The following is a 13,311-nucleotide window of genomic DNA, read 5'->3' as shown; positions in this document are numbered from 1 at the left end:
TAGAGCCTATAGCACTCTAATAACTCACAAAAATCTCTTTTTAAAATGACTGTTCGAGATTGAGTTATATAAAGTCACCATTTTCGATAGATAAGTATGGATACGCCCATCAATGAAAAGACTGTTAAGAATTCTTTCTCCATTCATCATTTTATTTGTTTTTATTGGCCTCGCCGTTGTTTTATTCAGTACTCGTCAGGCTCCTGAGCAAAAAGAAGATCAACAAAAAATCCCTGTAGTCGATGTGCTCACTGTTGAACAAAAGACCGTGTCTCTCAACTTGCCTTCCTATGGTGTTGTTAGCCCCAAATATAAAACCCAACTCGTCACTGAAGTACAAGGTCGATTAATCAGCCTTGATCCCAGTTTTGTTGCTGGCGGCATTGTTAGACAAGGTCAAGCTTTAGCACAAATAGAACCTTCAGATTATCAAGCAGACTTTATTCAAGCTGAAGCCACATTGGCACAAGCTAACGCTGCGCTAAATGAAGAAATCGCTCGTGGTGAAGTAGCAAAAATTGAATTTAAAGATTTTGATAACGGTTTACCGCCTGAGTTAGGTTTGCGTATCCCGCAATTGAAAAAAGAACAAGCAAATGTCAAATATGCTAAAGCCGCATTAGCTCGAGCTCAGCGCAATTTAGAAAGAACCGTTATTCGCGCACCATTTGATGGCATTATCAAAGCGCGTAACGTTGATTTAGGCCAATATGTTTCTCTAGGTACTAATTTAGGCGAGCTCTACGATATCAGTATCGCAGAAGTGCGTTTGCCGCTAACCAATAATGATTTAGCTTACTTAGAGTCGGTTGATAACCCTGACACGTTAGTGACGTTAAGCGCGTCACTTGCGGGTAAATCTTTTGAATGGCAAGGTAATATTGTCAGAAGCGAAAACGTGATTGACGAGCAAAATCGAATGGTTTATCTCGTCGCAGAAGTGAAAGATCCATACCTGCGAAATAACCAATCTTCCGATGAACTCCCACTCAAATACGGCAGTTTCGTCACCGCAATTATCAAAGGCAGAACAGTAGACGGCATTGTTAAACTGCCGCGTTATGTGGTTCGCCAAGATCAAGTTGCCATTGTCAAATCGGACAACACCATTGAGATTAGAAAAGTAAACATTGTACGAACTGATATCGAAAATGTGTTTATTAAAGATAGTCTTGCAACTGGTGAGCGTGTTTCGATTACTGACATTAGTAACCTAGTGTCTGGCCAAAAAGTAAAACTACTTGGTGAAAACTCAGATAATGATGACCTTGCGCCACAAGATGCACCTGACAATATTGATGAAATATCATTAGCAGGTGAGCAAAATGGATAATAAAAAAGGAATTATTTCTTGGTTTGCCCGCAACAGTGTTGCCGCCAACCTATTGATGTTTGCCTTACTTATTGGCGGTTTATTCAGCTCTTTTTTGATCAACAAAGAGGTCTTCCCTAGTTTTGAGCTTAATCTTCTCAATATCTCTGTAGCCTACCCTGGCGCAGCTCCTCAAGAAATTGAAGAAGGGATTAACATCAAGATTGAAGAAGCCATTCAAGATATTAGTGGTATCAAAAAAGTCACTTCAGTTGCCAGCGATAGCGTTGGAACAGTAACCATTGAAGTCGATGATGGCTACGAAGTGCAGCAAGTACTTGATGAAGCTAAGTTGCGTCTTGATGCAATTGCTACATTTCCAGATAACATTGAAAAACCTAACATTTATCAAATAAAGCCTGAAAACAACGTCATATGGGTGTCAGTTTATGGTGATATCAGTCTTCATGAAATGAAGGAAATGGCTAAAGTTATTCGAGATGACATCACAGGCTTACCTGCTGTAACACGTGCCCAAGTGACAGGGGTTCGTGATTACGAAATTGGCATTGAACTGTCAGAAAACAAATTACGAGAATATGGTTTAACTTTCTCTCAAGTTGCGCAGGCGGTTCAAAACTCATCGATTGATTTGCCTGGGGGCTCAATACGAGCACAAGATGGTGACATCCTGTTGCGAACTAAAGGCCAAGCTTATACTGGCGAAGACTTTTCTCAGATTGTAGTGACCACACGACCTGACGGCAGCAGAATTATGCTTCCAGAGGTTGCTACGATTAAAGATGATTTTGAAGAGCGATTAGAATACACCCGCTTTAATGGTAAGCCCGCAGCCATTATTGAAATTACCAGTATTGACGATCAAAATGCTTTGGCTATTTCTGAGCAAGTCAAAGCCTATATTGCCGAGCGTAAAGAAACCTTACCCGCTAACATCAAATTAGATACATGGGGAGATTTAACCCATTACCTTGAAGGCCGCTTAAACATGATGCTATCAAACATGTTTTATGGTGCCTTATTAGTATTTCTCATTTTAGCGTTATTTCTAGATCTTAAACTGGCGTTTTGGGTCATGCTCGGTTTACCCGTTTGTTTCTTAGGTACGATACTGCTCATGCCAATTGAGCCGTTTAATATGTCGGTTAACATGCTCACCTTATTTGCCTTTATTTTGGTGCTGGGCATTGTGGTTGATGATGCCATTGTCATCGGCGAAAGTGCCTATACTGAAATCGAAAAGCATGGTCAGTCACTTGATAATGTCATTACTGGCGTGCAGCGCGTAGCAATGCCAGCAACCTTTGGCGTTTTAACCACCATTGCGGCATTTATTCCTATGATTATGGTGTCGGGTCCAATGGGAGTGATATGGAAGTCCATTGGCATGGTGGTTATTTTGGCTTTGGCTTTTTCTTTAGTGGAATCTAAATTAATTTTGCCTGCGCATTTGGCTCACATGAAAGTGAAAAAGAAGCGCCCTCCCACCAATTTCCTGTCTAAATTTAAAGTCAGCCTTAACGAAAAGCTGCAGTACTTTATTCAACATAAATACCGTCACTTTTTAGGCCGCTGTATTGAGCAGCGTTATAACGTGGTAGCGGTATTTATTGGGGTACTTATTCTGTCCTTAGCTTTGCTTGCTAGTGGTAAAGTACGTTGGGTTTTCTTCCCCGATTTACCGTCAGATTTCATTCAAGTACAGCTTGAAATGGAAGAAGGCAGCTCTGAACTCAATACCCTTGATGTCGTGCAAAAAGTGGAAGAAGCCTTGTACGCCATGAATGATAAATATGCCCGAGAAACGGGTGAAGATGTGGTTAAACACAGTTTTATCAATATGAGTTCTCGAAGCTCAGCTTTTATCTTTGCTGAGTTATCTAAAGGGGAAGACCGAGAAATCGATGGCGTTACCATTGCTGAAGAGTGGCGCAAACAGCTGCCAGAGCTATTGTCTGTCAAAAAACTCAATATTGCTGCGAGCACGAACGAGTCAGGTGGTGACATTTCATTTAGATTAACCTCAAATGACTTAGCTCAGCTCTCTGAAGCCTCGAAAGAGCTCAAGCAAGAGCTCGCAACATATGAAGGTGTCTATGATATTTCAGACAATTTCTCATCTGGTAGCCAAGAAATACGCTTGAATATTCGCCCTGAAGCAGAAGCTCAAGGACTGACGCTTTCTGATTTAGCTCGCCAAGTTCGTTATGGATTTTATGGCTATGAAGCCCAACGTATCTTGCGAAATAAAGAAGAAGTTAAAGTGATGGTGCGCTATCCATTAGAGCAACGTCGCACCATTGGCCATCTTGAAAACATGCTGATTCGTACCCCTCAAGGTGTCGCTGTACCCTTCTCTACTGTTGCAGATATTGAATTAGGGCAATCTTTTGCTTCTATTACCCGTGTTGATGGAAAACGAGCCATCACCATCAGTGCTAATGTGAATAAAAACACTGTCGAGCCATCAAAAGTGGTGGGCGAGATCCAAGGGGAGTTTTTACCTGAGTTAACCGAGAAATATCGAGATGTGAATGCATCACTCGATGGCGGAAGCCAGGATGAGCAAGATGCTATGTTAGGTCTAGTACAAGGCTTCTTTTTTGCGATGTTTACCATTTATGCACTAATGGCAATTCCGCTTAAATCATACACCCAACCCATGATCATTATGTCAGTGATCCCCTTTGGTATGATTGGCGCCTTATTCGGGCATTTCATTTTAGGCATCTCAATGAGTGTATTGAGTCTGTGCGGTATCGTGGCACTGGCGGGGGTTGTGGTCAATGACTCATTGATTTTAGTCGACTTTGTTAACCGCTCTCGTAAAGAAGGCTATTCATTACTTGAATCAGCAATAAACTCAGGGTGCTATCGATTTAGGGCCATCATTTTAACCTCTATGACGACCTTTGTCGGCTTAGTGCCTATTTTGCTTGAACGAAGCTTACAGGCACAAATTGTTATCCCAATGGCCGCATCACTAGCATTCGGGATTTTATTCTCGACCGTGGTCACGCTAATTTTAGTACCCGTGCTTTACATTATTCTTGATGATGCGAAATGTTTAGTTAGACGCATTTTCAATTGGTGGTGGCAACCTAAAAACGATGATGAGGTTTATCGTTAACTGACTATCTATTAGGGCCCCTTTAATGAGACTCGTTTCATAGATAATCTCTTAATGGATAATCTCTTAATGGATAATCTCTTAATGGATAGTTTCTTAATAGATAGTCTCGTAATAGATAGCCTCTGAACGAAAATAATTTAGCAATTCAACTGTTAACAACAAAAAGGAGCCTAGGCTCCTTTTTTATTGTCAATTTTTTTGCGAGATGATTGGGATAAAACTAGTCAACCATCAAGCCTCTTCAGCATCATAGCCATAGCCAGTATCTTGATGATTTGCGAGCTGTGAAACAGTTATCCCTTAGTGATTCCATTACAATAAATCACTTACTTCTGTACCGAGCAAAATCGATGACTGTTGAAGCTGAACCTCATATCACCACTGAAGACACTCACCCAATAGCCACATTGGTTTATGACATCCGCGATAGCCGCTACCTCAATATCACTGGTCGCTGTACATTACGATGTCAATTTTGCCCTAAGCATAATGGTTCAAAGCAAGTTCATCAGTATGAGTTGTCGCTTAGTGCACAAGTGAAGCCAGAAGACATCATCCCTTTGCTTGGTAATGTAACGTCCTTTGATGAGTATGTGTTTTGTGGCTACGGTGAACCCACCCTTAATTTGCACACCTTAATTGTTGTCGCAACCCATATCAAAGCCGCAGGCGGTAACGTAAGAGTGAACACCGATGGATTAGGTAACTTATTTCATCGCAGAAATATTTTGCCTGAGCTTGCTCACTGTGTTGATAGTTTATCCATCTCGCTGAATGCCAACACTGAAGCCCTGTATATTCAACACTGTAAGCCTAAACTTAAAGGGGCTTATGAAGCGTTACTGGAATTTATTAGCCTAGCGCCAGATTACATTGGACAAGTGCAAGTATCTGCAATTAATGGGCTTGAAAATGTCGATATTGAGCAATGCAGGCAGCTTGTTGAACAACGAGGTTGTGAGTTCAAACAACGTGAGTTAGATGTCGTCGGTTAGTGCTGATTTATGTTATTAATAAATTAGTTAAAAAAGCTTTACTGAGGTCAACCTATTCACGCTTTCGTGATAACATCACCTTATCAAGATTGTGAACCTAAGTAAGCGAATGTTTAAAAGACAAACCAACAAAAATGTCTCAAAATTTCTGCTCATTTCTGCGCAAGATATTCAATGGAGTCGTCAACAAGTACTGGCATTATTAAGCCAAGTTTCTGTGATGCTCATTAGTATTGTCATTTTTACCACCCTGTTATTAAGTTTAGGTGAACGCAGACTACAAGAAGATTGGGCAGCTAAGCGCTACAGCGAACTGCAAACCGTTGGAACACTCGCCTCTGATAAAGTTAACTTCCTGCAGTTTCGCACCCAAGCATTTTCTAAAGCTGAATTGATGAATCAGTATTTGAGTAACCCTTCTGAGTTACAAAAAGAAAAGTTACTTAAAAACTGGGATGGCTTATTGACCCATATTCCAGAATTATTGGGGTTAAGCTTATTTGATCCACAAGGCAATCCAAGACTTAAAACCACTAATGCTTTTGATAATGTTGCCTTACCTACAGTGGTGGTTAGCCATGATAAAACCATGGGCGGCAACGACATTTATTCGTCACAAATTCAATTTGTGTCAATCAATGGCAAGCTAATTCCCTACGTTTACCAACTCGCTTGGATTGAAAACCCAGACCAAAGTATTCGAGGGTATTTGGTCACTTATAACTCCATCTCTGAAGTATTACAGACAATTAAACCAGCCTTTTTTAATCATCATTCACCGTTGTTATTATTTGGCTCACAAGGCATGTTATATGCGGGCGCATCACAAGAGCAGCCCCTCAAAAAAATTCCCACAACCTTAGGCAGTAGCATACAACAAACCTACCCAGAACTGTGGCAACAAATGGCCAATACCAATTTTGGCCAATATCATAACGAACTGGGTACTTTCGTATTCTTAAAAGTGGAGTTAGCAGCAAATAATTCAGCGATTAGAGAATACTATTTAATGTCATATATTCGCCACGAAGACATTGCCGCTAGGTTTGAACAATGGCGTTATATATTAATCTTTTTCGGCGTCCTGATAGGCTCGCTTGCCACTGCGCTGTTATATACAAGACATCGATACCAGCTAGAGAAAAATGCCAATGTGAATAGCATTAATTTAGCCAGTAGTTTATTTAGAAACCAGCAAAGCTGCTTAATTGTTAATAGTAGCGGCCGAGTATTAAAAGCAAACCGTCAGGCAGCAAAAACGCTATCTGTTGAAATTGAAGCATTATTAGAAAGACGTTTGCAACGAGTACTGCAACTTGAAGATGATGTTTATCAATCCCTCACTGATGCCATGGGAAATGGTAAGCATTGGCAAGAAATCGTTAGCATAGATGAAGATAGTTGTACTATTACCGTGTCGGCTCAACCAGGTAAAACCCAATTAAAAAGCGAGCGCTACTGGGTTGTAACCTTTGAAAATATTACCGAACTAACCTCAGCTAAACAGCAAGGTTATTTTTATCAACTGCTATCAGAAAGTAATGTCGCGACAGCATTAACTGATACCAACGGTCAGTTGCTCAAGTTTAATCACAAGTTCAAAAAACTTTTAGATATCGAAGCCGACAGTCAAGACAATGTGATGGAACTACTCGGAAAAGAGTTCTCTCAGCAATGGGCCGATATCAACAGCAGATTAAGTTTACAAGGTAAATGGAAGGGGCAAATATTTGCTGATGCTGATACTCGTTTTGCCAATAGTTTGAAAGCCAGTATTCAAGCTGAGCATAATCTTGATGGCGAGATTGAATATTTAGTGGTGACACTGCAAATACTCAAATTACAAAAATCATTACAACAACTTCCTAGCCAGCAAGCGCCGTTAAGTTCGATGGTGGTGCCATTATCTGAACTCGAAGTGCATTTTAGTACGTTAACAGAGCCCAATAGAGAGCAAACCTGTTTACTGATTATGGATATCAACCCTGAAGGGTTAATCAGCCACATTAGCGATATCGATCATCTTGAGAAGCGTCAAAAAGATATTGAAATGCAATTATTGATTGATTTACCAATAGGGTTTCAAATCGCCCATTGGCGTTTAGGTTCGTTGGTCATACTGTTAACATCCAGTGATTCTGTTCAAGCCCATAAATATGCAATGAGCATCATGGACAGGTTAGAGCAAAATGAGCTCAATGAAGGCATAAACATTGGCATCGCAGGCTACCCTGAGCCTCAGTCGTTTGAACATTACTTGAGTAATGCTGAAGTCGCGTTAAAAAGAGCAAAGCAAACGGGTAATCAGAACATTTGCCAAGCGTTTACTCGAAAAGCATAAAACAAAAAAGCGGGATAAATGACAAGATTTATCCCGCTTTTTTATACTATTTATAAAGCCTGCTTTCTTCGCTTAATCACCCATTTCAAGTAAATCGCCGGGTAATTTACTGCGAGTAATTTCAATAATATTAGAGCGGCTCATCACCACCTTATAACGCGCATATTCTAGCGGGCCTTTACCATCTTTAAGCACAGCGACTAGGTTGACTTGATAACGCCGCTCTACAGATTCATTACTCACCTTTCCGTCTTGTTCTTTATAAATTTTAGCTTTACCGCGCTCTAAATGACGCGCAAATGGAACCAAGCTAAAGTTAACCTGTTCTTGTATTTGTGAGTAACCTGCTTCGAACTCTTTATTGGTCACCTTGGTCGCAATTCGATAATGCAATACTTCTGCATCCACCTTATTTTGACTATGCCGTTGCTTCATTATTTCTGCCACAGCTTTAGGAATATCTTGAGGACGAGTGAAATCTAGCCAGACAAGTTGTTTAGCAATGACCGTTTGTGTAGTGGTATCTTTTAGTACTCGGCTCCAGCGAGGTCGGCCTCTTTGTATAAATCGCCATAGGGCATTACGAACATCTTCTTTAAAAATTTCCCTAAAGCCATAAATAATGGCCAAGGTAACAATAAGGCTCATGGTTAAACCACTGAATACCCCCTGTGCCTTAATAATCAATGCCGATACCACAAGCATCACCAAAGTCGTTGCTAAACCTGTCACAAACTTTTTAAGCCCTATACCAAGAGGTTTTAACTCTTCTTTAAGGACGACCCCTTGCTGAATCAGGCGGCGAAGTAACAGCATTTTATTAGAGATACGATTGGCATCTTGCTTAGTTCCCGCAGAGTTGTATTTACGCTCTTCTTCGCGGTAATGATGCTCTGCTCGGCATAAGGCAATAATCTGCTCTTTTTCTTCTTTATAAGCCGCATTCCTTGGGCGATAAGCTAAGGTTTTCAGTAATTGCTGCTCGCAAAACCACGAAAGATAATTATCGGCATTAGCAAAGTAAGATTGCCATTTTTCTTCACTCGGTTCATTACGACGAAACTTTTTTAATAGCTGCGCAACCGACTGACCGAGTTCGGTTAAAGCGGGGTAAAACTCTTCTGCTTCGGTAAGTTGGCGAACTTCTTTGGCATCGGTTTCAATCGCAACTGCAAATTGATATGCGAACAAATTAAGATAAAAACGAAACTCTTCTTTGGTGCGCTTATTGATACTCACAAAGCGGTTTTGAACTAAAGGTAAATGTAGACCTTTCGAGTAATAGGAACGCCTACCTAACATCGCACTGTGGTAGTACTCTTCTTCATCTAAGGTTTTTTCACCAACCCCCATTTCAGTGGGGAGGTAAAAGAATAAATCAAACGTGCGTTGATGCCCAACCTCCATTTGGTGGCTGAACTTAATTGATAATGCTTCTTCTTGTTTTACTTTGACTTTTGCCACTGAGGAGAACTCAACAACGAGGGAATTACCATACTATAGCGAATTTAAATAACAAAGCGAAAGCCCGACCTTATCAAATCAAACTTTATTCGTGTAATCGGCAGATCCAAGAACTACTATTTGGAGTAAATTTAATAGAAATATAGTTTTTATTCATACTCATTTCTAACACTTTTACAGTGACATTAACCTGACTACCTATCGACAAGTTAGCCTGAAGCTCGTCAAGCTCTTTTGCAAGATACGTTTTTAAATAAGAACTATCGTTTTCAAATTGTACGTCAGTGACCGCTAAATCTAATTGATAACTTACGCTTCCCACTTCTAACTCTTTCAGTTCGCCCGCTAACGAAATAAACTCTCTGTCGGACGGTTTATCAGCATTGTAATAATCTAAGCGGATCTGCCCATCTTCAACTGTGAGTGATAAAAATAATTCGCCTTCATCAATCTCTTTTGGCTCAGCACTTGTCGTTTCAAAACGATAGACATCACTTTGACAATCAAATGACCACACCTCTCTGGTGTCGGCAAAACGTTCTAATGTCAAAATAACAAGGCAAAATATGCTCATTGAAATAAACAAAAAAACGATACGTCCAAATGTTGTCGATAAAAATTTAGTGAGTTTATTCACCACAGATTCGCACCTTTTTAAGCCACGCGGTGGAGACAAATAAAAGTTCAGGATTATCACGCAACACTTTTATGTTATGGAATCGCACACCTTTATCGACTTGTTTTTTCAGCAAGATACTCACCGAATTATCACCCTTGGCTAATGTGGCAGATATTGAATCCCACAAAATCGTGTCACACTGTTTTAACGCTGCGATACTTGTATCCGCGACCTCAGAAAAATCACGTTCACTTTTGTCGTCACCATAGAGTTTAAAAACGACACTAGCACCACTTTGCGATTCAAAAGTACGGCTCACATCCGGAATGACAAACTCAGGAGCGCTGAGATTTGAATAAACAAAATTACACGCCAACAACGTCATTAGAATAATCAGTATGTAATGGGCATTTGAAATCGCTTTATTGGGAGTATCGAGTAAACTGCTGTGATGACCGACGACTCTGTTGTATAAAATCACCCCTTGATCAGCAATCAGCTCAATTAAGCCTCGATGCGAATCGCCAAAATAATCTTTAAAGTTTTCAACCAACTGCTCCATCTCATCGACGGATAACTTTTGATGGCATCCTTGTTCTTCTTCAAGAAATGCTAAGGTTTCAATAGGCACGACTTGGCCACGATGTTTAGCTAAAATGCTTAACACCCAATACTCACTATGGTTGAGTTGCCATTTAGTAGCAGTAGATTGGTTGATAAGCACCTTACGCTCATCATCAAACCAACAACAACCGATTTGCATGCCTTTTTCGTCTCTTCTGTCAATATGGGAAATCATTATACGCTAGGCAAAAGGGTATAATTGTGATCAAAATAACTGATAAAGTCTCGGCATCTAAATTCGTGAGCTATACCCCGAAATTTCAATATTTAGGCTTAATAAAACACCCCAAAAAGTTACACCTGTTATGTAGATGTTTATTTTTATTTGGATAATCGATTAAACAAACATCACTATTTACGCCCTAGCGAACCTATGACATAAAAACAAGTTCATTTTCAAGCTGAATTAACATGAGAAAATGTAACATTGGTAACAGTCATAAAATTGAGATACCCATGCTTTAAAATGATTATTTTAGACACAAAAAAGCCGAGCATAGCTCGGCTTTAAACCCAATTGACTAACAATTAAAATGCGTAGAGAAGTGTCATGTTGGTTTCAGTATCAGTGCTCTTAAAGTCTTCTAACGGCTCGCTGTTATAACGAACAATTACAGCAAACTTCATTGCTAAAGCGCCAATAATATTTGCAGTCAAAGCAGACTCTGAACGCCCTTCTAAAGAATCACCATAATCTGCAACAAACAGCTGAGTGAACTTAGAGCTTTCAGTAATTTCATATGAAAAGTTTAACGCACCGTGAGCAACAACACTGTCCTCAGTGTCATAACCTAAGGCCAAAGACTGCTCGTCATCTAATTTTTTATAAATATAACCAGGACCGATTTCAGCACTTAAAAATGTACGGCCATTATCAATAAATTTATGACCATAACCTGCTGAACCAACCGCTTTATAATCAAAACCAGTAAAAGGATCGACTTCATAGTTTGCTGTAACATACATGTAGTTCTTTTCGTCGAACTTGTAGTCACCTTGAATACCTGCGTAGTAACGCTTTGCAGTATTCTCACCAGAATCTTCTTTGTATAAGCCTTCTAGTAAGTATGCGTTTTCCCAGTTACCTAGTTCTTGTTTAAGGCCTAGACGGGCTTTAAAAGAAGAAGTATCCGTGTTACCTGTGGTCAGTGTTGCACCCAATTCTGCTTCACCAGCAAAGGTCTTATCGCCTTCAACAAAGTCCGCACCCGCTTGAGCAGCAAATGGCATGGCAAGCGTAACAGCTGCAGTCAGTAGCAGTTTTTTCATGTCATCAAATCCTTTATTTACAATAAAATCAAAATCACCCCAGAAATTGAACCGCATACTAACACTTTGGTAGCAAAATTGAAAAAACAACTGCATTTTTACAGCTTAAACCCACTAAAAAGTATATTTAGGCAAGAATTAGACTCTTTGTCCGCCAACGCCCACTTCGCCAACGCCATAACATTGTTAAACCTCGAGTCCATTCATCAATCGCTAACGCACACCAAACCCCTACTAACCCCATATCCCAATGAATACCGAATAGATAAGCTAACGGCACAGCAATACACCACATAGAAATCATGCCAGCAAAAAATGGGAACCGAGCGTCACCACTTGCACGTAGCGCATTAATCACAACAAGATTAAATGTTCTACCGGGTTCCATCAGTAAAGTTAATAAGAATAACTGGCCTACCATCAATAAGATATCTTCATCTTGAGTAAAAAACGCCACTAACTTTTCGCCAAATATCGCCGCTAAAGCTGCTACAATCGTCGTTAAAATTAAGCCAATTTTTAATGCACGATACATCTGTGTTTCTGCTGATTTAAATTGTTTGGCACCAATCATGTGACCAATCATAATTTCGTTACCAATCCCTATGGATAAACCGAACAATAATATGAACATACAGATTTGAAAATATAAGGATTGGGCAGCAAGCGCTTTATCACCCATTAAGCCAACGAATGCAGTCACAACCATAAACTGCAACATCCAAGAAACGTTCTCGCCAGCAGCCGGTAAACCGATATGGAAAACCTTAGCAAGTAAGTGCTTTTTCGGTTTAATGATTTCAGACAACTTAATTGGGATTTGGGTGTACTTAACAAACAAGTATGCCATTAATGTCATCCCGATTAAGCGCCCAACAACCGTACTAATGGCAACACCTGCCACCCCCATTTGCGGGATTCCGAACCAACCATAAAGTAACAACAAATTACCTGCGAATGTGATGACATTCATGAGTAAAGTCACCCACATCGCTTGTTGGGTAAATCCATGGGCACGCATCCCTGCAGCTAAACACATTGCCATTGCTTCAGGAATTAAACAGATACCAACAATTTGAAGGTATAGCTTTGCATCAGGAATTAGCTCTACGGGTAAATTCATTAGGTGCAAAATCAAACCTGCCCCAAAAAACACACCCAAAGCCGCAGCCACGCCAACCATGAGGTTAAAACCAATAGAAGAGTAAACCACGTCACTCGCAGTGGCTCTATTCTTGGCGCCCAAATATTGCGTTATCACCACACTCGCGCCGATACTGACGAAACTAAATAGCGTAATTGAAAGCTCAAATACCATGTTACCGACCGATAGTGCAGCAACACCCTGGTAAGATACTCGGCTAATCATTAGTGTATTTAATGCGGCTGTTAAAAAGTGCAGCGCAAAATCAAAAAAGAGTGGCCAAGTCAGTGAGAAAAGCGATAAGGGAGCAGTGTTTTTTACGTGCATTGCAGTACTTCAATAATGGTTAAAGGTGACATATTCCATTACAAGCATAACGGCCAAGAATG

The 13,311-nt window shown here is 40.2% G+C and carries 9 protein-coding genes; 4 read left to right on the top strand and 5 right to left on the bottom strand.

Translation table 11 applies throughout. From position 1 onward, the window contains the following. The first annotated feature begins 112 nt into the window (after positions 1-112). The 4 genes from AB4128_RS05085 (at position 113) to AB4128_RS05070 (ending at position 7,802) form a co-directional block, all read left to right on the top strand. Positions 113-1,333: an efflux RND transporter periplasmic adaptor subunit gene (locus AB4128_RS05085; protein ID WP_372037152.1), complete on the top strand. Its 1,221-nt coding sequence runs from the start codon at positions 113-115 to the stop codon at positions 1,331-1,333. Further along, a complete protein-coding gene (locus AB4128_RS05080; RefSeq protein WP_372037151.1) occupies positions 1,326-4,463 on the top strand; it encodes an efflux RND transporter permease subunit in 3,138 nt (1,045 codons plus the stop codon). Before AB4128_RS05085 ends, AB4128_RS05080 begins: the two co-directional genes overlap by 8 nt. 353 nt (positions 4,464-4,816) lie before the next feature. Next, a complete protein-coding gene (locus AB4128_RS05075; RefSeq protein WP_282167001.1) occupies positions 4,817-5,461 on the top strand; it encodes a TatD family nuclease-associated radical SAM protein in 645 nt (214 codons plus the stop codon). Positions 5,462-5,570: 109 nt separating this feature from the next. Then, the gene (locus tag AB4128_RS05070) at positions 5,571-7,802 is read left to right on the top strand and encodes a PAS domain-containing protein (RefSeq protein ID WP_372037150.1); all 2,232 of its coding nucleotides are present in this window, start codon (positions 5,571-5,573) and stop codon (positions 7,800-7,802) included. Between the two features lie 72 nt (positions 7,803-7,874). Here the strand turns inward: AB4128_RS05070 and AB4128_RS05065 are convergent, their stop codons facing one another. The 5 genes from AB4128_RS05065 to AB4128_RS05045 form a co-directional block, all read right to left on the bottom strand. Further along, positions 7,875-9,266 carry a hypothetical protein gene (locus tag AB4128_RS05065; RefSeq protein WP_119968023.1) on the bottom strand — a complete coding sequence of 464 codons (1,392 nt, stop codon included), beginning with the start codon at positions 9,264-9,266 and terminating at the stop codon, positions 7,875-7,877. 85 nt (positions 9,267-9,351) lie between these two features. Continuing rightward, on the bottom strand, positions 9,352-9,906 hold the full coding sequence (locus tag AB4128_RS05060) for a hypothetical protein (RefSeq protein WP_372037148.1): 555 nt from the start codon (positions 9,904-9,906) through the stop codon (positions 9,352-9,354). Next, entirely contained in the window at positions 9,896-10,684 is a 789-nt protein-coding gene (locus AB4128_RS05055; protein ID WP_144430194.1) for a hypothetical protein, read from the bottom strand. The genes AB4128_RS05060 and AB4128_RS05055 overlap by 11 nt, the downstream gene beginning before the upstream one ends. Before the next feature lie 353 nt (positions 10,685-11,037). Then, on the bottom strand, positions 11,038-11,778 hold the full coding sequence (locus AB4128_RS05050; protein WP_065109597.1) for a YdiY family protein: 741 nt from the start codon (positions 11,776-11,778) through the stop codon (positions 11,038-11,040). Between the two features lie 127 nt (positions 11,779-11,905). Next, positions 11,906-13,249, bottom strand: coding sequence for an MATE family efflux transporter (locus tag AB4128_RS05045; RefSeq protein ID WP_055025164.1), 1,344 nt, complete (start codon positions 13,247-13,249; stop codon positions 11,906-11,908). Between the last annotated feature and the right edge of the window lie 62 nt (positions 13,250-13,311).

The sequence above is a fragment of the Shewanella sp. 10N.286.52.A9 genome (genome assembly GCF_041468985.1).
Classification (GTDB): Bacteria; Pseudomonadota; Gammaproteobacteria; order Enterobacterales; family Shewanellaceae; genus Shewanella; species Shewanella japonica.
This window is presented reverse-complemented; position numbering and strand designations above follow the sequence as displayed.

Bases quoted from the DNA above. Each gene is read 5' to 3' on its own strand.
- AB4128_RS05085 (WP_372037152.1), top strand. From the start codon at position 113: ATGAAAAGACTGTTAAGAATTCTTTCTCCATTCATCATTTTATTTGTT.
- AB4128_RS05080 (WP_372037151.1), top strand. From the start codon at position 1,326: ATGGATAATAAAAAAGGAATTATTTCTTGGTTTGCCCGCAACAGTGTT.
- AB4128_RS05075 (WP_282167001.1), top strand. From the start codon at position 4,817: ATGACTGTTGAAGCTGAACCTCATATCACCACTGAAGACACTCACCCA.
- AB4128_RS05070 (WP_372037150.1), top strand. From the start codon at position 5,571: ATGTTTAAAAGACAAACCAACAAAAATGTCTCAAAATTTCTGCTCATT.
- AB4128_RS05055 (WP_144430194.1), bottom strand. From the start codon at position 10,684: ATGATTTCCCATATTGACAGAAGAGACGAAAAAGGCATGCAAATCGGT.
- AB4128_RS05050 (WP_065109597.1), bottom strand. From the start codon at position 11,778: ATGAAAAAACTGCTACTGACTGCAGCTGTTACGCTTGCCATGCCATTT.
- AB4128_RS05045 (WP_055025164.1), bottom strand. From the start codon at position 13,249: ATGCACGTAAAAAACACTGCTCCCTTATCGCTTTTCTCACTGACTTGG.